This is a genomic window from Pseudomonas piscis (assembly GCF_009380155.1).
GTDB classification, from domain to species: Bacteria; Pseudomonadota; Gammaproteobacteria; order Pseudomonadales; family Pseudomonadaceae; genus Aquipseudomonas; species Aquipseudomonas piscis.
Map to the genome: position 1 here is coordinate 1313952 of NZ_WHUV01000002.1, position 18507 is coordinate 1332458.

Consider the following 18507-nt stretch of genomic DNA (forward strand, 5'->3'; position numbering starts at 1 on the left):
GCTCGCAGGTGGGTGTCGGGTTCTCTCAGAACAAGCCCATCTGCCCGCCCACCAGGGTTGAGAAGTCGTCCTGCACGAAAGGCAGGATGGCGTCCGCCACTGGCTGCAACTGGCGCGTCAGGTAGTGCTCGTAGTCGATGGCGGCGCGGCGGTTCTCCAGGGGCTCGGGACCGGCCAGGGTGATCACGTAGCTGATCCAGCCTCCGCGCTGGTATTGCAGTGGCCGGCCCTGCTCACGGTTGTAGTCATCGGCCAGGCGCGCCGCGCGGACATGGGGCGGGACATTGCGCTCGTAGTCGTCCAGGGGCCGGCGCAGGCGCTTGCGGTAGATCAGCAAATCGTCCTGCTGGCCAGCCAGGGTGCGCTGCACGTAGTCGCGCACATAGTCCTGGTAGGGCTGGCGATGGAAGATCCGTCGATACAGCTCCTGCTGGAATTCCCGGGCCAGCGGCGACCAGTCGGTGCGCACGGTCTCCAGGCCCTTGTAGATCATCTCCTGGCTGCCATCGGCGCGCTGGACCAGGCCGGCGTAGCGCTTCTTGCTGCCCTCCTCGGCGCCGCGGATGGTGGGCATCAGAAAACGTTTGTAGTGGGTTTCGAACTGCAACTCCAAAGCGCTTTCCAGGCCGTACTGCTCGCGCAGGTGATCGCGCCACCACTGGTTGACGTGGGCCACCAGGGCCCGGCCGATCTGCCCGGCGCGCTCCTCGTCATGGGAACTGCCCAGCCAGACGAAGGTGGAGTCGGTATCGCCATAGATCACCTGGTGGCCCTGGGCCTCGATCAACTGCCGGGTGCGGGCCATGATCTCATGCCCGCGCAAGGTGATGGACGAAGCCAGGCGCGGATCGAAGAAGCGGCAGCCACTGGAACCCAGCACACCGTAGAAGGCGTTCATGATGATCTTCAGGGCCTGGGACAACGGCGCGTTGTGTTCGCGCTTGGCCACTTCCCGACCCTCGGCCACCCGCTGGACGATAGCCGGCAGGCAATGCCGGGTACGGGAGAAACGCGCCCCGCGAAAGCCCGCCACCGAATGCTGTTCGTCACTCTGGCGCAGGCCTTCCACCAGGCCCACCGGGTCGATCAGGAAGCTGCGGATGATCGAGGGGTACAGGCTCTTGTAGTCCAGCACCAGCACCGATTCATAGAGGCCGGGCCGCGAATCCATGACGAACCCGCCAGGGCTGGCCTGGGGTGGCAACTCGCCGAGATTGGGTGCGACGAAACCCTGGCGGTGCATCAGCGGCATGTACAGGTGGGTGAAGGCGGCCACCGAGCCGCCACTGCGATCGGCCGGCAAGCCGGTGACCGTGGCGCGCTCCAGGAGGAAGGTCAGCAACTGGGTCTTGGCAAAGATCCGCGTCACCAATTCGCAGTCCTTGAGGTTGTAGCGAGCCAGGGCCGGCTTGTCCTCGGCGAACATGCGGTTGATCTCGTCCATGCGCTGGTAGGGGTTGTCGATCGACTTGCCCTCGCCGAGCAGGGTCTGGGCGACGTTTTCCAGGCTGAAGGACGGGAAGCTCCAGGTGGCCGAGCGCAAAGCCTCGATGCCGTCGATGATCAAACGCCCCGCCGCCGAGGCGAAGTAATGGTTGTGGGTGGCGTGCTCGCGCCAGTGCATCTCCTCGCCACCACGGCCCAGGCGCAGCGGCACCGCCAGGCGCCGGGCATGTTCATGCAGTACCCGCAGGTCGAACTGCACCAGGTTCCAGCCGATGATCGCGTCGGGGTCGTGCTCGGCCAGCCACTGGTTGAGCTTCTCCAGCAATTGCTCGCGGCTGGCACAGAACTCCAGGTCGAAGTCCACCGCGCTGTCGTCGGCGCGGGCCTTGCCGAGCATGTACACCTGGCGCTGGCCACAGCCTTCCAGGGCGATGGAATACAGTTCGCCGCGCTCGCTGGTCTCGATATCCAGGGACACCAGGCGCAGCTGCGGGCGGTAGTCGGCGGCGGGTTTCAGTTGCGCGTCCAGCAGCAGCCCATCCGGCCCCGGCAGGCCATTGAACTCTACCGGCGCGGTGATGAAGCGCTCCATCAGGTAGCGCTCCGGTGGCCGGATATCGGCCTCGAACACATCGACCCCGGCGCGGCGCAGGGTCTTGTCCAGGCGGATCAACTGGTTGTGCTGCGGGCAATACAGGCCCATGACCGGACGCTGGTGGAAGTCGCGCAGTTGCAGGGGGCGCAGCTCGACATCCGGGTCGTCGGCCAGCAAGCGTTCGGCCTGGGGTCGCTGCACGGCCGGGATGAACGCCACGGAGGTCTGCAATGGCAAGCGGAGATGGCGCGGACCCTGGTCGGTGGCCAGCCAGAATTCGACTTCCGTGCCCGCTGGCGTATCGCGCCAGTGCCGCGTCAGGACGAAGCCTTGTTGTACATCCACCGTTGCAACCTCAGAGCCGATTCAAGGCGCCGATTCTACCTGTCCCGGCCTTGCTTGGGGGCCTGGATGATGGCTTTACAGCTTTTGTCGGACAATATGTAGTGCTTGAAAATTTTCACTACAAAACCGTTGACGAGCGGATTGCGCCCTTGCATGATGCAGGCGTCCCCCCGATCGGGGGATGAGGCAAAGGTGTTATGAGCAAGCTCGTCTGACCGCCGAGCTGTCGACCCGGATGTGTACTGCCCACAAGGCAGATTGATGAAACTGACCTGGCATTGACCGTCCTCGATTCGACGGGAAAGCCGGCGAGAACTCTTCAAGATGCTTGTGGCCGATGGTGGGAATGTCGGCAGCTTCATCCAGGTTCATGCTGCTTTTCTATCTTTGTGACGCTCTCTGCGTAGCAGTTGATCAAGGTAACTACACACATCAGGCTCTGGGCCTTATCTGTATCCGACAGACACCCTCTGTCGCCCTGTTTCCGGTATCAGGGTTCAACTTACCGAAGTAGCAAGATGAATTAGCGAAACAACTTAGATAGATCGATGAATGGTCAAGGGGGCTACAAATGAATCTTAACAACCAACCCACTATTGATGAATTGGCACGTATGTTCGCCGCACGCAAAGACAGCCACGACAGCCACATCCTGTGGGTCGCCAAGTCGGGTCAAGTGCATATCGACTGCCTGTCGCCCCATAACCATGAAGCAGAGTTCGACCGTAACAACCAAGAGCTGGCGGCCCGCCTGAAGATGTACCGCCGCGGCCAGGGCTACGTCGGCAAGAAGGCCGCCGCCGACAAGGACTTCATCGGCCGGGTCCTGGAGACCCTGAAGACCGAATGGCAATCGTTGCGCGGCAACTCGGAAGTTCGGGTCATCGATCGGTTTTGCTAATAAACGGCCATTACCTGGCCGATAACCAAACAATGAAACAATAATAAAAACGGGCGCTCTTCGAGAGCGCCCTTTTTATTGCCTCATGAAACTAGCCGGCTACTGGCGAAGTGGATTTCCTGGATATCCTGCATCCATGGTCACCGTGATTCGTACTTTGATAAACAGCGGCTCTAGAAAGCAAAGCACGAACAACCGAACGCCCCCCAGAAGCCCTGGAAATCACTCACCGGCACCTTGGCCAATCGCGCCCGCTCGTGCCCGTGGGCATGCACCGCGCAAGGACCGCTGCACTGGTGCAACTGGGCCGACAACGGTGCGGTAGGCTTCCAGTGCCCCGGCACCTTGGCTACCGGCGACCAGTCCGGCGTCACGGGCAAGCTGGGCGGCGCCAGCGAGTGGAAATCGCCGGCAGCATGCACCACCTTGCCGTCCACCACCGTCAGCAGCGATTCGATCCACTTGATCGCTTCTTCCTCGATGCTGAAGTAGTCCGCCGAGAGGGCCACCAGGTCCGCCAGTTGCCCGACCTTGAGCTGGCCTTTCTTGCCTTGCTCCGAGGAAAACCAGGCGCTGCCGTGGGTATACAGCTCCAGTGCGGTATCGCGGTCCAGGCCCTGGGGATACAACGCCAGGCCACCGACGGTCTTGCCGCTGACCATCCAGTACAGCGAGGTCCAGGGGTTGTAGCTCGAGACCCGGGTGGCATCGGTACCGGCGCCCACTGGCACGCCTTCGGCGAGCATGCGCTGGATCGGCGGGGTCATCTCGGCCGCCTTGGCGCCATAGCGGTCGACGAAGTACTCGCCCTGGAAGGCCATGCGGTCCTGGATCGCGATCCCGCCGCCCAGGGCCCGGACCCGCTCGATGTTGCGCGGGCTGATGGTCTCGGCATGGTCGAAGAACCAGGGCAAGCCGTTGAAGGGGATATCGCGGTCGACCTTTTCGAAAACATCGAGCATGCGCGAAATGGATTCGTCATAGGTCGCATGCAGGCGGAACGGCCAGCGCTGCTCCACCAGATGGCGGACCACCGGCTCCAGCTCCTGCTCCATGTCCTGAGGCAGATCGGGGCGCGGCTCGAGGAAGTCCTCGAAATCGGCGGCGGAGAACACCAGCATCTCCCCTGCCCCGTTGTGCCGCAGGAAGTCGTCGCCCTGGCCGTAGCGCACGCTGCTGGTCCAGTTCTTGAAGTCCGCCAGCTCTTGCTTGGGTTTCTGGGTGAACAGGTTGTAGGCGATGCGCACCGTCAATTGCTGCTGGGCCGCCAGTTGCTCGATCACCTGGTAGTCGTCCGGGTAGTTCTGGAAGCCGCCACCCGCGTCGATGGCACTGGTGACTCCGAGGCGATTGAGTTCACGCATGAACTGGCGGGTGGAGTTGACCTGGTACTCCAGCGGCAACTTGGGCCCCTTGGCCAGGGTGGCGTAGAGGATCATCGCGTTGGGCCGGGCGATCAGCATGCCGGTGGGGTTACCGTTGCCATCGTGGACGATCTCGCCACCCGGCGGGTTCGGCGTATGGCGATCGTAGCCCACCACCCGCAGCGCGGCGCGGTTGAGCAACGCCCGGTCGTAGAGGTGCAGGACGAATACCGGGGTATCCGGTGCCGCCTGGTTCAACTCCTCCAGGGTCGGCATGCGTTTTTCGGCGAACTGAAATTCGTTCCAGCCACCGACCACCCGCACCCACTGCGGCGCCGGGGTGCGCTGGGCCTGTTCCTTGAGCAGGCGCAGGGCATCGGCCAGCGATGGCACGCCTTCCCAGCGCAGTTCCAGGTTGTAATTGAGGCCACCACGGATCAAGTGCAGGTGCGAGTCATTGAGGCCAGGGATCACCGTACGGCCCTTGAGGTCGATGACCTGGGTGCTGCTGCCGCGCAGGGCCATGGCCTGGGCATCGTCGCCCACGGCGATGAAGCGCCCGTCCTTGATCGCCACGGCAGTGGCCCGGGGGTTGGCCCGGTCCACGGTGTGCAGGCGGCCGTTGAACAGGATCAGATCGGCAATTGCGTTGTGGTTCATGGCATGGCTCCGATTGAAGCGAAAAGGTTCAGGCCGCACCGCGCGGTTGCAGCCAGCGGCTGAACAGGCGGGTGACCCGAGGCATGAAAACGTAGACCACCAGCAGCACGATGCTCAGGGTGATCAGCACATTGGCTGGCACATAACTGCCAAGCCAGGGCAGCCAGGCGAACAGCGGCTTCCACAGCTGCGGCACGAGGAAGGTCAGCGGCAGGATCACCAGGAAGGTCACGCACGCCTGCTTCCAGCGCGGCGGCGGGGCCGGCGCGGCACCGTCCTGGGGGGTGAACCAGAACTCGCGCTCGACATTGACCTCGGTCTGGTCGCCATCGGCCAGCAGATGCTGGGCCTGCTGCACCAGTTGCCGGCGGTCGGCGGAGTCCAGCCAGTCTTGCAACTGCTCGGTGCTGGCAAAGCGCAACACACTGGTGAAGAGCCCGAGGCCACCACTGTGGCTGCGCACCACGTCGATGCCCAGGTGTCCCGGATAACTGCGGGCCTTGGCGATGATCTGCCGCAGCCAGGTTTCATAGGCCTGTTCCTGGCCCTGCTTGACTCGATGGCGCACCAGCAAGGTCACCACGCCGTCGGTAAGTTCGATGTTCATCTGCGACTCCACACTGCCAGGAGAAGGAACAACGGCGGGGAGCGACTCGCCCCATGCCGCACAATCTCGAAAACCGCCGCCCAAGCGCCTTGGCGCTGCGGCGGCCAGGGACTACAAGCGGCGCTGCCCGGCCTTGTGCACCATGCTGTAGGCGTAATCGACCCCCATGCCGTAGGCACCGCTGTGCTCCAGCACCAGGGCCATGACCGCGTCGTAGGTATCCTTGCGGGCCCAGTCGCGCTGGTACTCGAGCAGCACCTGCTGCCAGGTCACCGGCACCGCGCCGGCCTGGACCATGCGCTGCACCGCCATGTCGTGGGCTTCCTGGCTGGTGCCGCCGGAGGCATCGGTGACGATGTACACCTCATAGCCCTCGGCCAGTGCCTCCAGGGCCGGAAAGGTCAGGCAGACCTCGGTCCACAGCGCCGCCATCACCAGTTTTTTGCGCCCGGAGGCCTGCACGGCCGCCACCAGGTGGCGATCCTCCCAGGAGTTCATCGAGGTCCGCTCGATGGGTTGTTGCTCGGGAAACACCGCCAGCAGCTCCGGCCAGATGTAGCCGCTGAAACTCTCGGTCTCCACCGACGTGAGGATGCTCGGCACGTTGAAGATCCTGGCGGCCTTGGCCAGGGCCACAGTGTTGTTCTTCAGCGCCTGGCGGTCGATCGATTGCACGCCGAAGGCCATTTGCGGCTGGTGGTCGATCAAGATCAGGGCCGAGTTGTTCGGGGTGAGCAGTTCACGAATGGACATGGCGCGTTCCTTTTGCAGTCAGGTTGAAGGGCAAACATGACCGGCTGATGGCGCTGGGAGCGTCCTGTGGGGCCGGCTTGGTGGTTAATCTAGGTCCTGGCTGAAACAGGAACAATTCCCTAAAATCGAGAATCATTGATTCCAAAATAGGGACAATCATGGATCGTATCGAATGCATGCGCGCCTTCGTCGCCACCGTCGACGAAAGCGGTTTTGCCGCCGCCGCACGGGCGATGGACGTGCCCCGCTCCAAGGTCAGCAAGCAGATCCAGGCCCTGGAGGAAAGCCTCGGCGTGCAACTGCTGCAGCGCACCACCCGCAGCCTGCGCCTGACCGAGACCGGCGCCGAGTACTACGAATCCGCCCGTGAAGTGCTGGCAGCGGTGGACGAAGCCGAGCAGCGAGCCCGGGACGGCAACGCCGAGCTGCGCGGAGTCTTGCGGGTCAATGCGCCGATGTCCTTCGGCCTGCGCCGGCTCGGGCCACTGGTGCCGCTGTTCCATGAATTGCATCCGCTGATCGAATTGCAACTGGTGCTCAGCGACCAGCAAGTGGACCCGGTGCGCGGCGGCTTCGACGTGACCCTGCGGATCGCCAGCCTGGCGGATTCCTCCCTGGTGGCCCGGCAACTGGCGCCGGCCCCACGGATCATGGTGGCCTCCCCCGCCTACCTGGAACGCGCCGGCGTGCCGCTCCAGCCCAAGGATCTGGGCAGCCATCGGTTTCTCGGCTACGGCTACCTGCAAAGTGGCGTCAGCCTGCAGTTGAGCAATGGCAGCGATACCCAGCGGGTGCATGCGACCGGCCCCCTGCATGCCAACAATGGCGACCTGTTGGCCCAGGCAGCCGAAGCCGGCATGGGAATCGCCCTGCTGCCGGACTTCATCGTCGAAGAGGCCCTGGTGGCAGGACGCCTGGTGCCGGTGCTGTGCCAGTGGCAGGCGCCGCCCATCAGCATCAACGTGGTCTACCCTTCGGCCCGGCGAGTACCGCAGAAGACCCGGGCCTTCATCGACTTCCTGGTGAGCCGGCTGGCCCAGCCCAGCGCCTGAACCGGACCAACGCACACCTGGCCGAGCCAGCACGCTCCTACACTCAAGGGAGGTTCCTGATGCTTGTGCGGTTATCATGAAAATCTCTCCTCGACTGGCCATCTCCAGCCTGCTGGGTGCCCTGGCCTACCTTGGCCTGGCGATCTGGGGACGCGGCGGCTTCGCAGCGTTCTTCGCCCACCCGGCGCTGACCCTGGTCGCCATCGCCACCTTGCTGATGGTGCTGGCCTCGCTGTACAGCGAGGTCAACCTCAGCAGCGGCGAACAGGAAGACCGGGGCAATCGCTGGGTGCTGCCGGTGTTCGGCCTGATCGGCCTGGCGAGCGGTTTCCTGCCGGCCTATTGCGATCGCCTGGAGTTCTGGACCTTTGGCGGCGAGGCCCTGCGCTGGCTCGGCGCACTGCTGTTCATCGCCGGTGGCGCCTTGCGCCTGTGGCCGGTGTTCATCCTCGGCCGGCGCTTCAGTGGCTTGGTGGCCATCCAGCCCGATCACCGCCTGGTGACCGACGGCCTGTATCGCCATTTGCGCAACCCCAGCTACCTCGGTTTGCTGGTCAACGCAGTGGGTTGGGCCCTGGCCTTCCGTTCCGGGCTGGGGCTGTTGCTGGCGGCCCTGACCCTGGTGCCGCTGATTGCCCGGATCCACGCCGAGGAGGCGCTGCTCCGCGAGCATTTCGGCCAGCCCTACGAGGACTACTGCGCCCGCAGCTGGCGCTTGTTGCCCGGTCTCTACTGAAATGCCGTAAAAAAAATCAGACACCCTTGCCACGGTCAACGCCGCGCTCTAGCCCGGGACTTGGCAGCGGTTCCCTGGCGGCTCGCCGGGGCTGACTGACTCCACCACCCCCTTACATTGGCCAAAGGATTCTTGCAGTATGGGTTCGCCTCGGGGCTTGCTGCCCCAGGGGCACCCGGAAGAACAAGCACAACGAACTCGACAGCGAGATCACCGGCCGATGTACCTCTCGAACCCGTACCACGGATTCACCAGCCCCGCTCCCACGGCTTGCAGCCAGGGTCGCATGGGCATGGCCGTCACACAGGGTTCGCTGCCTGCTCGCCACCTTAGCCACTTCGCCCATCCCCCTCATGAGGTCCATGAGGGTCGCGCCGCCGCCATCGGTTATTACCTGCTGGACAGGTCCTGCCCATGAAGCTCCTGGTCAACCTGCCCATGGCCCTGTGCCGTTCCCGCCTGCGCCACTCCTCACGTCCTCCGGATCACTCGCTCCTGGGCTGATCGCGCAACGTTGCGCATCCCCCCTCCAGACCTGTTTTGCGTCCCTGCGAACGCCCCATGCGTGGTGTCGTCGCAGGACCAGAAAACCTGTGCGCCCTGAAGGCGCAAGCGAGAACGACAATGAATTTTGCCGCCCCCGAAGAGGCCCGTGATTTCCTGGCCGCCAACCCCGATATCGACATGATCGAGCTGTTCATCCTCGATGCCAACGGCGTGCCCCGAGGCAAGCTGCTGCACCGCGAGGAACTGCTGGCGGTGTACGAAAGCGGCCGCCCCCTGCCCAGCACCATCCTCGGCCTGACCCTCAATGGCGACGACGTGGAGAACTCCGGACTGGTGTGGGACGTGGGCGATATCGACTGCCGTGCCTACCCGCTGGCGGGCAGCCTGGTGCGCCTGCCCTGGCGCCAGATCCCCACTGCCGCGGTGCAGGTCAGCATGCACCCGCAAGAGGGCATGCCCGCCAGCATCGCCGACCCGCGCCACCTGCTGATCAAGGTCATCGACCGGCTCAAGGCCGACGGTTATTACCCGGTGATGGCCTGTGAGCTGGAGTTCTACCTGCTGGACGCCAGGCGCGAGGGCAATGGCCGCCCACAGCCAGCGCTGGATGCCGACGGCGGCCGGCCGCGCACCACCCAGGTCTATGGCCTGCGGGAACTGGAACAGATCGAGCCCTTCCTCGCCGACCTCTATGCCGCCTGCAAGCTGCAGGGGATTCCGGCGCGCACGGCGATTTCCGAATACGCCCCAGGCCAGGTGGAGATCACCCTGGAGCATGGCGACGCCCTCGCCGCCATGGACCAGGCCGTGCGTTACAAGCGCCTGGTCAAGGCCGTGGCCCACCAGCATGGAATGCAGGCCACCTTCATGGCCAAGCCCTTCGACCACCTGGCCGGCACCGGCATGCACATGCACGTGAGCCTCGCCGATGCCGCCGGCAACAACCTGTTCGCCGACCAGGACCCGGCCGGCACCCCGCTGCTGCGCCAGGCCGTGGGCGGCATGCTCGCCTCGCTGCTGGACTCGTTGCTGTTGTTCTGCCCCAACGCCAACTCCTACCGGCGTTTCCAGGCCAACAGCTATGCACCGCTGGCCCCCACCTGGGGTGTCGACAACCGCACCGTGAGCCTGCGGGTTCCGGGCGGCCCGGCCAACAGCCGGCACATCGAACATCGCATTTGCGGCGCCGATGCCAACCCCTACCTGGCCGCCGCGGCGATCCTCGCCGCAGTCCATCGTGGCCTGGCTGAACAACTCGACCCGGGTGATCCGGTACAGGGCAACGGTTATGCCCAGGCCAAGGAGCTGCTGCCCACCGACTGGCTGACCTCGCTCACCGCCCTGGAACGCTCGACCTGGGCCCGCGAGGCCCTGGGCGACGAATTCCTCGGGGTGTACCTGGCGGTCAAGCGCGCCGAGTACCGCCAGTTCATGGCCGAGGTCGGCGAGCAGGACTGGCGCTGGTACCTGACCCAGGCCTGAGCCCCCTGCGGGCAACCCGACTTGCTGGCCGCTGCCTACCAGCAGTGGCCCGGTTCATTCTTTTGCGAGGATTTTCCCATGAGCGCCGCCTTCGATCCGCGGACCCCGGCAGCCGAGCGCTGCCCCAGCTACTACAGCGCCACCCTCAACCAGGAAACCCAGTACCCGACCCTGCAAGGCAGCCAGCAGGTGGACGTGGTGATCATCGGTGGCGGCTTCACCGGCGTTGCCAGCGCCGTGGAGCTGGCCGAGCGCGGCCTGAAGGTGGCCATCGTCGAGAGCCACAAGATCGGCTGGGGCGCCAGCGGGCGCAACGGTGGCCAGGTCACCGGCAGCCTGTCCGGCGATGCCGCCATGCGCAAGCAGATGCGCCGCAGCCTGGGCGACGAGGTGGATGACTTCATCTGGCACCTGCGCTGGCGCGGGCACCAGATCATCCGCCAGCGGGTGGAGAAATACGCCATTGCCTGCGACCTCAAGCACGGCCACCTGCATGCCGCCTACAAGCCCGGGCACCTGGCCGAGTTGCGCGCCGCCTACGACGAAGCAGTAGAGCGTGGCATGGGCGACGAGGTCAGCCTGCTGGACCGCGAGCAGGTCCGCGGCCTGCTGGAAAGCGATCTCTACCACGGCGCGATCAAGAACACCCGCAACCTGCACCTGCATCCGCTGAACCTGTGCATCGGCGAGGCCCGCGCCGCCGAAAGCCTCGGCGCGCTGATCTTCGAACACAGCCCGGTGCTGGAGATCGTCCATGGCCCGCAGCCGGCGGTGGTCACCGCCCAGGGCCGCATCGAGGCCCGCCAGGTGTTGCTGGCCGGCGACGTCTACCACAAGCTCGAGCCCGGGCAGCTCAAAGGCAAGATCTTCCCGGCCATGGGCGGCATCGTCACCACCGAGCCCCTGGGCGACCTGGCCCGGCGCCTGAACCCCGAGGACCTGGCGGTGTACGACTGCCGCTTCGTCCTCGACTACTACCGGATGACCGCCGACGGTCGCCTGCTGTTCGGCGGCGGCGCCAACTACAGCGGCAAGGATTCGCGGGATATCGCCGGCGAGCTGCGGCCGTGCATCGAGCGTACCTTCCCGGCGCTCAAGGGCGTGGCCATCGACTTCCAATGGAGCTGCGCCATGGGCATCGTGATCAACCGCATCCCGCAACTGGGCAAGCTCTCGGACAACGTCTGGTACTGCCAGGGCTACTCCGGGCATGGCGTGGCCACCAGCCACATCATGGGCGAGATCATGGCCGAGGCCCTGACCGGCCACCTGGGCCGCTATGACACCTTCGCCGCCTGCCAGCACATCCGCGTGCCGTTCGGCGACCAGCTGGGCAACCCGATGCTGGCCGCTGGCATGTGGTATTACCAGATGCTGGAAAAACTGCGCTGAAGCCGGTCGGAGGGCATGCTAGATTCGCCCTCCAGCCACTACGGCACACCCTGGAGGAGGACCAGCATGAGCGCAGAGATGTACCAGGGCGGCTGCCTGTGCGGGCAGATTCGCTTCGAGGCCCGGGGGCCTGCCGCCAATCCCCATACCTGCTCGTGCAAGTTGTGCCAGCGCCATAGCGGCGCCCTGACCCTGGCCTGGGTCGAGTTCCCCCGCGAGCGGGTGCGCTGGACTGGCCCGGGCGGTGCGCCGAGCACGTTCAGGTCGTCGGACTATTCCAGCCGGGCGTTCTGTGCCCAGTGTGGCAGCTCCTTGGGCGCCATCGACGACGCACCCACGGTCGCCCTGCTGCTGGGGACGTTCGACAGCAACAACCGCAAGGCCCTGATGCCCACCCACCACTCCTACAAGAGCCAGCGACCGCGCTGGTGGCACGCCGGAGAAACGCCATGAGCCAAGGCAGCGGCCACGACAAACTGGCGACGAATATCTGGACCTGGTACGGCCAGGACCAGTACCGCTGGCTCATCCTCCTGGGCGAACTGGGACCGGCCCTGGAGTTCCTGGCCATGGATGCGGACCAGCAACGGGTGGAGATCGGTTGCTGCGCGGAATGCAACCTGTGGTCCGATCAGCTGGATTACCTGGAGCGTTTCGTGCGGGATTTCCCGGCACGACTGGACCCGGCCCTGCACCAGCACCTGCAAGCCTTGTTGACGGCCTGTGAAGGGCTGAGCCCGGAAGCCTACGGCATGACGCTCGAGGACAATGGTTTCGAACACCGGCAATGGCAGCCATTGCGCCAGGCGGCCCAGCAAGCGCTGGAGGACCTGGGCTGGCCCGAGGCAAGGGAACATATGCCCGAGCTGGTCGCCGATTGCCGTGTGGCCCTGGACAAGTGGCGCGATGGTTGAAACCGCGTGTAGCCGCTGACGCAGGCTCGGCACGAGCCACATCTGGATATCCGAAATTTGCCTGATGTACCCCATCGCCGGGTTTGGCGGGCGCTGCGCACCCGATCGCAGCCTCGCCCGCTCGGCAGCGGTTAAAGGGACCGGGTATGTGGCGCCGGAGTGCGGGGCAAGGCACGCTTGTGGGCGGTGCGCTGGTAGGCGTTTTCAATCAATTGGCGCACGGTGTCGGGTACCGGCTGGCCCATCAGGTAGGCGTCGATCTCCTCGTAGCTGCACCCATAGGCGTCCTCGTCCAGCTTGCCCGGCGCCAGTTCCTCCAGGTCCGCAGTGGGCGCCTTGCGCACCAGGTGCCCAGGCGCGCCAAGGGCATCGGCCAGCAGCCGCACCTGGGTCTTGGTCAGGCTCGACAACGGCGCCAGGTCGCAAGCGCCGTCGCCGTACTTGGTGAAGAAGCCCATCAACGCCTCGGCGCCATGATCGGTACCCACCACCAGGCCATTGCTCAGGTTGGCCAGCGCGTACTGGGCCAGCATTCGGGCCCGGGCCTTGACATTGCCCTTGGTGAAATCCGTGAGTGCCGCCGAAGGTTCCAGGCCGTCGAGCTGCACCTCACGCATCAAGCCATCGACGCTGTCGGCGATATTGCAGGTGCTGATCTCATCGGGGCGGATGAATTCCAGGGACGCCTGGGCGTCGTGTTCATCCGCCTGGTGGCGATATGGCAGGCGCATGGCGATGAAACGCACCCCATGGCCGGCCTCGCGCATCTGCTCCACCGCCAGCTGGCACAGGCGCCCGGCCACCAGGGAATCGACGCCGCCGCTGATGCCCAGCACCAGGCTGTGGCAACCGGAATCACCCAGGACCTGCTGGATGAATGCCACGCGGCGCGCAATCTCGGCAGGCTCGCCGCCAGCGACCAGTTGCCGGTCGATGCCCAGTTCCCGGGCGATACGTTCTTGGGTCGGATGGGTCATGTCAGGCCTCCAGGGGCGAGTTGGCAAGATCGACGTTGAATACCTGTGCCGCATAGCGAAGGAAGGATGGGTCTTCGCAGACGTTCTTCACCGGGTCGTCGGAGAACTTCACCACCGGCTCGCCATGCACCCGCACCAGCTTCATCACGATGCTCAGCGGTTCCACGCCCTCCACATCGCAGGCCAGGCTGGTGCCCATGCCAAAACCGAAGCGGGCCTGGCCGCGCACATGACGCAGGATCGGCAGGCATTTCTCGAAGTTCAGGCCATCGGAGAACATCAGGTCCTTGCTCCGCGGATCGATGCCCAGTTCCCGGTAGCGGGCCAGGACCTTGTCGGCCCAGACCAGCGGGTCCCCGGAGTCCTGGCGCAGGCCGTCATACAACTTGGCGAAGTACAGGTCGAAGTCCTTGAGGAAGAAGTCGGTGCTGATGCAGTCGGTCAAGGCGATGCCCAGGCGCCCGCGATACTCGCGAACCCAGTTCTCCAGCGCGGCGTTCTGGCTTTCCCGCAGCCGCCCCAGTTGCTGGTGCACCATCAGCCACTGGTGGGCCATGGTGCCGATCAGCGGCAGGTCGAATTCGTAGGCCAGGTGCGCATTGCTGGTGCCGACGAACACCCCGGGAAAATCACTGTGCATGATCTTCACCACTTCGCGCTGGGCCTTGAACGACAGACGCCGGCGGGTGGAGAAGTCCGAGACCCGCAATTCGGCGAGTTCATCGCGGCTGGCATTCTTCTCCAGCCATTCGAACTTCTGGTAGAGCCGGCGAGTGACGTCCGCCAGTTCGACATCCGGGTATTTGTCGCGATTGCGCAGCTCGCTGACCATGGCCAGCACCGGTTGCTCGAACATGATGCAATGCAGCATCGGGCCACGGACGCGGATGCTCAACTGACCATCGATGGCGGCCACATGGATGTAGCGCAGGTTGAAGCGGAACAGCCCGAGGAACTGCTCGAAATCAGGGGTCAGGTATTCGCGAAAACGCTTGTTGAACAAAAAGCGCTGCTCGCCTTCGCGCATCTGCAGATCGGCCAGTTTCTCCAGCTCCTGGCGGATCTCGGGGATCAGGTGCACCAGGGACTCTTTGGAGCGAACGATGAACTGATACTCGACCTCGACATTGGGGTGCTGGTGCAGCACCGCCTGCATCATGGTGAAGGTGTAGTAGTCGGTGTCCAGCAGGCTCTGGATCACGCCGTTGTCGCGGTCAAATGCACTTTCCATGGTGACTCCTCAAACGCTGGCCAGGCTGGCGGTTTCTTCGCGGGTCGCGGCTATCGCGATACCGGCTTGCTGCATGTCGGCGATGGCCTGGGTGGCGCCCTCGGCGCTGATGGCCCGGCACGCCGGCAGGTGGATGATCACCTTGAAACCGGCGGCGGCCAGTTGCAGGGCGGTGGTCTTGACGCAGAAGTCCAGGGCCAGGCCGCCAACGATGACCCGTTGCACGCCCTGGCTCTTGAGGTACTCGATGACCCCGGTGGAGAGCTTGCCGTGCAGGTCGTGGTAGCAGGCGCCGTAGGGGTGCAGGTCCGGCTCCACGCCCTTCCACACGAAGTAGTCGTAGTCATAGGGGCTGGGCAATTCGTCCAGCAGGGTGAAGCCCTCGGTGCCTGGAACGCAGTGGCTGACCCAGGTCAGGTCGGCGTGTTCCAGGCCTGTGGGCTGCAGCATCTGCTCGTGCCCGGCCACCACCCAGGGAGCCTGGGGACTGTGGGCGTCCTTGCTGCCAACGCGCAGGCTGGCCAGGGTCGCCATGAAGTTGAGCTCGCCACCGATGCGGTCGCCCTCGGCCACCGGCAACTCGTCCGGGCACAGCGGGGTGAAGCTCTTTTGCGCATCGACATCGAAAGAAGCGGTCTTCATCGTTTGGCTGTTCATGCTGGGTCTCTCCTCTGCATGGAGCACAAAGTACACGTCATGTACTTTTGTGGCAATCCCCCCTGCTCCAGTTTTTTCAGTGCCGCCAGATCAATCACAAATTAAATAATCGCCTCAAACAGCAGTTGCAGCAGGGCAATGCAGTGGTAAAGTACACGTCATGTACCAAATGAGGATTAGCCGATGTTCGAACTGGCCCTGTATGGCGGCGCTTTCAATCCGCCCCACGCCGGACACGCCCAAGTGATGCTCGAGGCTGCTCGCCATGCCCGGCGCGTCCTGGTGGTGCCCAGCTTCCGCCACCCCGACGGCAAGCGCATGGCCGATTTCGAACAACGCGCACTCTGGTTGCAGGCCATCACCGGACACTTGCAAGCGCAATGCCCGGCCGAGCTGGCGGTGAGCCGCCTGGAGCAAACACTGGCGCTGGCCGATCCCGGCCCGGTGTACAGCATCACCCTGCTCGAGCGCCTGGCCGACGACCTGGCCCTGGAGGGCAAGCGCATCGCCCTGGTGGTCGGTGAAGATGTGGCGCAGCAACTGCCCAGGTTCCATCGCGGCCAGGAGTTGCTGCAGCGCTTTTCCATCCTGCGCATCGAGGAACAGCCCGGCGTGCGCAGCACGGTCTTGCGCCAATACCTGGCTCGTGGCGAAACACCGCCCAGCCAGTGGCTGGCTCCGGGGATGAATCCGCTAAACTACGGCCTCTACGCCGTCCACGGAAGTTGATATGCACGACCGCCCCACCCTTGCCAATGCCTACCTGCACACCATCGACCTGTGCCTGCTGCGCTACAACCGTGACAGCGGCGAACTGGACATCCTCCTGCACCAGCGGGACAGCGAACCCTTCGCCGGGCACTGGGCGCTGCCCGGGATCGTGGTCAACGGCGATGTCGAGGACCGCAGTCTGAACGACGCAGTGGAACGCCTGCGCCGCTCGAGCAAGGTGGACATGCCCCTGGCCTGGCTGGAACAGGTGGGCACGGTGGGCGATGCCTTCCGCGATCCGCGCTGCTGGTCGTCCTCGACCTTCTACCTGGGGATAGCCAGCGAACCTGTGCAGCCTGGCCCGCAGCAAGGTTTCTTCAGCTTGCGGGAAGTGGCCAGCGGCGCCTTCAAGCTGCCCTTCGACCACAACAGCCTGGTGGCCCAGGCCCATGAACGACTGCTGTCCAAATCCTTGTACAGCAGCCTGCCGCTGATGTTCCTCGGCAACGAATTCAGTGCCCCCGAGGCCGTGGCGATCTTTTCCACCGTGCTGCAACGCCCGGTGCTCAAGACCAGCATCCGCCAACGCCTGCTGAAGATGAGCGAAGCCGGCTACCTGCGCGACACCGGGCGCAAGAAGAGCGGCGACGGCGGCCGCCCCCAGGCGACCCTGGACAACCTCAAACCCGAGCAGGTGTACCTGTTCGATCGCTGCTTCCTGGAGTGACCCACATGAGTTCGAACCCCGATAACCAGTGCCTGCTGGAAACCCCCTATTTCAGGGTGGTCCGTGAGCAGGGCTACTTCATCATCAAGGAGGCCCAGGCGGTGAACGGCGTGGTCGCCATACCGACCCTGGCCGATGGCCGGCTGATGCTGGCCGACCTCAGGCGCCGGGCCATCGGCGGCCAATCCATCGAGTTTCCACGAGGAGCCATCGACGCCGGCGAAAGCCCCTGCGATGCCGCCGCCCGTGAACTGCTGGAGGAAACCGGTTGGCAGGCATCGCAGGTGCGCCAGCTGGGATTGCTGCACAGCAACACCTCGCTGATCGCCAGTGCCGTTGCCGTGTGCCAGGTGGAAATCGCCGAGCAGCAGGCCGGCGCCACCGATGGCGAAGTGGACAAGGTGCTGTGGGTCAGCCGCCAGGAACTGCTGGCGATGATCGCCGCCGGGCGCATCACCGACGGCCATACCCTGTCGGCGGCGATGATGCTGCTGGCCCACGAAGCGAGCTAGGGGCGCCCCCACTTCTCCAGGGCGAATTCGACGAAACTGCGCAGCTTGGGCAGCCGGTAGCGGTCCTGTGCATAGAGCAGGTGCATCGCCCGCAGCGGCAGCTGGTAGTCCTGCAACACGGCCACCAGCCGCCCCTGGCGCAGGTCTTCCTCCACCAGCGCATCGGGCATCATCACGATCCCCAACCCGCCCCGCGCCGCGCGATGCAGGCCGGAGGACGTATTGGCCAGCAATGAGCCGGACACCGGTATCAGCACATCCCCCTCGGGCCCGTGCAAGGGCCACTGGGTCGCGGTGGAACTCCACTCGTCTCCCGCTGGAAAGGCGAAGGCCAGGCAGTTGTGCTGCGCCAGGTCCTCGGGCACCTGCGGCGTGCCATGGTGCTCCAGGTATTGCGGCGCGGCGCAGATGGTCAGGGTGTAGTCCTGCAATGGCCGGGCGATCAGTGCATTGGTGTCCAGGTTGCCCAGGCGGATGGCCACGTCGAAGGTGCCATCGGTGAGGTCGAAGCGTTGGTTGGCCAGGTTCAGCTCGACCTTGACCTCCGGGCAGCGCTGGCGGAATTCACTCAGGGCCGGCGCCAGGCGCTCGGTGCCGAACGTCACCGGCGCGGTGATGCGCAAGGTCCCGGACGGCGTGCCCTGGGCCTGCTCCGCCAAGTGCTCGGAGTCGGCCACCAGGCCCAGCACCGCCAGGCAACGCTGGTAATACTCGGTGCCGAACTCGGTCAGGCGCTGGCGGCGAGTGGTGCGGTTGAGCAGGCGCACCCCCAGGCGTTGCTCCAGGGCCCGCAGGTGATTGCCCACCATGGTGGTGGAAAGGCCGCATTCCCGGGCGGCAGCGGTCATGTTCCCCGCCTCCACCACCTTGACGTACACCGACATCGCCTGGAACAGATCCATTATCAAGTCCTGCTTCAAGATGATTAAAGATCTGCC

At 64.8% G+C, this 18507-nt stretch carries 18 protein-coding genes; 10 read left to right on the forward strand and 8 right to left on the reverse strand.

Translation table 11 applies throughout. The annotated features are described in order from the left end of the window. Nucleotides 1–25 precede the first annotated feature (25 nt). Nucleotides 26–2386: a DNA polymerase II gene (locus GDH07_RS15870; RefSeq protein ID WP_343038253.1), complete on the reverse strand. Its 2361-nt coding sequence runs from the start codon at nt 2384–2386 to the stop codon at nt 26–28. Nucleotides 2387–2957: 571 nt separating this feature from the next. Between GDH07_RS15870 and GDH07_RS15880 the strand changes: the two genes are divergently transcribed. Beyond that, nucleotides 2958–3287: a hypothetical protein gene (locus tag GDH07_RS15880; protein WP_031321517.1), complete on the forward strand. Its 330-nt coding sequence runs from the start codon at nt 2958–2960 to the stop codon at nt 3285–3287. Between the two features lie 173 nt (nt 3288–3460). Here the strand turns inward: GDH07_RS15880 and GDH07_RS15885 are convergent, their stop codons facing one another. The 3 genes from GDH07_RS15885 to GDH07_RS15895 form a co-directional block, all read right to left on the reverse strand. Beyond that, nucleotides 3461–5311, reverse strand: coding sequence for an amidohydrolase (locus GDH07_RS15885; protein ID WP_152898144.1), 1851 nt, complete (start codon nt 5309–5311; stop codon nt 3461–3463). A gap of 28 nt (nt 5312–5339) precedes the next feature. Next, nucleotides 5340–5918, reverse strand: coding sequence for an antibiotic biosynthesis monooxygenase (locus GDH07_RS15890; protein ID WP_152898145.1), 579 nt, complete (start codon nt 5916–5918; stop codon nt 5340–5342). A 111-nt stretch (nt 5919–6029) separates the two neighbouring features. After that, nucleotides 6030–6671, reverse strand: coding sequence for a hydrolase (locus GDH07_RS15895; protein ID WP_022643824.1), 642 nt, complete (start codon nt 6669–6671; stop codon nt 6030–6032). Between the two features lie 158 nt (nt 6672–6829). On the opposite strand from GDH07_RS15895, the gene GDH07_RS15900 reads away from it, so the two are divergent. The 6 genes from GDH07_RS15900 (at nt 6830) to GDH07_RS15925 (ending at nt 12754) form a co-directional block, all read left to right on the forward strand. After that, nucleotides 6830–7723 carry a LysR family transcriptional regulator gene (locus tag GDH07_RS15900; protein ID WP_152898146.1) on the forward strand — a complete coding sequence of 298 codons (894 nt, stop codon included), beginning with the start codon at nt 6830–6832 and terminating at the stop codon, nt 7721–7723. Nucleotides 7724–7799: 76 nt separating this feature from the next. Beyond that, on the forward strand, nt 7800–8459 hold the full coding sequence (locus tag GDH07_RS15905) for a methyltransferase family protein (protein ID WP_053136172.1): 660 nt from the start codon (nt 7800–7802) through the stop codon (nt 8457–8459). A gap of 624 nt (nt 8460–9083) precedes the next feature. Further along, the gene (locus GDH07_RS15910) at nt 9084–10448 is read left to right on the forward strand and encodes a glutamine synthetase family protein (RefSeq protein ID WP_152898147.1); all 1365 of its coding nucleotides are present in this window, start codon (nt 9084–9086) and stop codon (nt 10446–10448) included. Between the two features lie 78 nt (nt 10449–10526). Beyond that, nucleotides 10527–11840 (forward strand): NAD(P)/FAD-dependent oxidoreductase, encoded by a 1314-nt coding sequence (locus GDH07_RS15915; protein WP_022643819.1) that lies wholly within the window; start codon nt 10527–10529, stop codon nt 11838–11840. Between the two features lie 66 nt (nt 11841–11906). Next, on the forward strand, nt 11907–12293 hold the full coding sequence (locus tag GDH07_RS15920; protein WP_068586767.1) for a GFA family protein: 387 nt from the start codon (nt 11907–11909) through the stop codon (nt 12291–12293). Beyond that, a complete protein-coding gene (locus GDH07_RS15925; RefSeq protein ID WP_152898148.1) occupies nt 12290–12754 on the forward strand; it encodes a hypothetical protein in 465 nt (154 codons plus the stop codon). The genes GDH07_RS15920 and GDH07_RS15925 overlap by 4 nt, the downstream gene beginning before the upstream one ends. A 131-nt stretch (nt 12755–12885) precedes the next feature. On the opposite strand, the gene nadE is transcribed toward GDH07_RS15925, so the two are convergent. From nadE to GDH07_RS15940, 3 genes are read right to left on the reverse strand one after another with little or no spacing between them, the layout of a single operon-like run. Then, the gene (nadE, locus tag GDH07_RS15930; RefSeq protein WP_068586773.1) at nt 12886–13731 is read right to left on the reverse strand and encodes an ammonia-dependent NAD(+) synthetase; all 846 of its coding nucleotides are present in this window, start codon (nt 13729–13731) and stop codon (nt 12886–12888) included. A 1-nt stretch (nt 13732) separates the two neighbouring features. Further along, the gene (gene pncB, locus GDH07_RS15935) at nt 13733–14962 is read right to left on the reverse strand and encodes a nicotinate phosphoribosyltransferase (RefSeq protein WP_053136191.1); all 1230 of its coding nucleotides are present in this window, start codon (nt 14960–14962) and stop codon (nt 13733–13735) included. A gap of 9 nt (nt 14963–14971) precedes the next feature. After that, the gene (locus GDH07_RS15940) at nt 14972–15619 is read right to left on the reverse strand and encodes a nicotinamidase (RefSeq protein ID WP_085596545.1); all 648 of its coding nucleotides are present in this window, start codon (nt 15617–15619) and stop codon (nt 14972–14974) included. 183 nt (nt 15620–15802) lie between these two features. On the opposite strand from GDH07_RS15940, the gene GDH07_RS15945 reads away from it, so the two are divergent. Genes GDH07_RS15945 through GDH07_RS15955 form a run of 3 tightly spaced genes read left to right on the forward strand, consistent with a single transcriptional unit; the run spans nt 15803 to nt 17569 of the window. After that, nucleotides 15803–16348, forward strand: coding sequence for an adenylyltransferase/cytidyltransferase family protein (locus tag GDH07_RS15945; RefSeq protein ID WP_022643813.1), 546 nt, complete (start codon nt 15803–15805; stop codon nt 16346–16348). 1 nt (nt 16349) lies between these two features. Beyond that, nucleotides 16350–17057: an NUDIX hydrolase gene (locus GDH07_RS15950; RefSeq protein ID WP_022643812.1), complete on the forward strand. Its 708-nt coding sequence runs from the start codon at nt 16350–16352 to the stop codon at nt 17055–17057. 5 nt (nt 17058–17062) lie between these two features. Continuing rightward, nucleotides 17063–17569 carry an NUDIX hydrolase gene (locus GDH07_RS15955; RefSeq protein ID WP_022643811.1) on the forward strand — a complete coding sequence of 169 codons (507 nt, stop codon included), beginning with the start codon at nt 17063–17065 and terminating at the stop codon, nt 17567–17569. On the opposite strand, the gene GDH07_RS15960 is transcribed toward GDH07_RS15955, so the two are convergent. Further along, nucleotides 17566–18471 (reverse strand): LysR family transcriptional regulator, encoded by a 906-nt coding sequence (locus GDH07_RS15960; RefSeq protein ID WP_022643810.1) that lies wholly within the window; start codon nt 18469–18471, stop codon nt 17566–17568. The two genes, GDH07_RS15955 and GDH07_RS15960, sit on opposite strands and share 4 nt — an antisense overlap. Nucleotides 18472–18507 lie beyond the last annotated feature (36 nt).

Excerpts from the sequence above, each read along its gene's own strand:
- GDH07_RS15925 (WP_152898148.1), top strand. The coding sequence starts at position 12,290 with ATGAGCCAAGGCAGCGGCCACGACAAACTGGCGACGAATATCTGGACC.
- GDH07_RS15920 (WP_068586767.1), top strand. The coding sequence starts at position 11,907 with ATGAGCGCAGAGATGTACCAGGGCGGCTGCCTGTGCGGGCAGATTCGC.
- GDH07_RS15940 (WP_085596545.1), bottom strand. The coding sequence starts at position 15,619 with ATGAACAGCCAAACGATGAAGACCGCTTCTTTCGATGTCGATGCGCAA.
- GDH07_RS15905 (WP_053136172.1), top strand. The coding sequence starts at position 7,800 with ATGAAAATCTCTCCTCGACTGGCCATCTCCAGCCTGCTGGGTGCCCTG.
- GDH07_RS15955 (WP_022643811.1), top strand. The coding sequence starts at position 17,063 with ATGAGTTCGAACCCCGATAACCAGTGCCTGCTGGAAACCCCCTATTTC.
- GDH07_RS15950 (WP_022643812.1), top strand. The coding sequence starts at position 16,350 with ATGCACGACCGCCCCACCCTTGCCAATGCCTACCTGCACACCATCGAC.
- nadE (WP_068586773.1), bottom strand. The coding sequence starts at position 13,731 with ATGACCCATCCGACCCAAGAACGTATCGCCCGGGAACTGGGCATCGAC.
- GDH07_RS15880 (WP_031321517.1), top strand. The coding sequence starts at position 2,958 with ATGAATCTTAACAACCAACCCACTATTGATGAATTGGCACGTATGTTC.
- GDH07_RS15885 (WP_152898144.1), bottom strand. The coding sequence starts at position 5,311 with ATGAACCACAACGCAATTGCCGATCTGATCCTGTTCAACGGCCGCCTG.
- GDH07_RS15945 (WP_022643813.1), top strand. The coding sequence starts at position 15,803 with ATGTTCGAACTGGCCCTGTATGGCGGCGCTTTCAATCCGCCCCACGCC.
- GDH07_RS15900 (WP_152898146.1), top strand. The coding sequence starts at position 6,830 with ATGGATCGTATCGAATGCATGCGCGCCTTCGTCGCCACCGTCGACGAA.
- GDH07_RS15910 (WP_152898147.1), top strand. The coding sequence starts at position 9,084 with ATGAATTTTGCCGCCCCCGAAGAGGCCCGTGATTTCCTGGCCGCCAAC.
- GDH07_RS15960 (WP_022643810.1), bottom strand. The coding sequence starts at position 18,471 with ATGGATCTGTTCCAGGCGATGTCGGTGTACGTCAAGGTGGTGGAGGCG.
- GDH07_RS15890 (WP_152898145.1), bottom strand. The coding sequence starts at position 5,918 with ATGAACATCGAACTTACCGACGGCGTGGTGACCTTGCTGGTGCGCCAT.
- pncB (WP_053136191.1), bottom strand. The coding sequence starts at position 14,962 with ATGGAAAGTGCATTTGACCGCGACAACGGCGTGATCCAGAGCCTGCTG.
- GDH07_RS15895 (WP_022643824.1), bottom strand. The coding sequence starts at position 6,671 with ATGTCCATTCGTGAACTGCTCACCCCGAACAACTCGGCCCTGATCTTG.
- GDH07_RS15915 (WP_022643819.1), top strand. The coding sequence starts at position 10,527 with ATGAGCGCCGCCTTCGATCCGCGGACCCCGGCAGCCGAGCGCTGCCCC.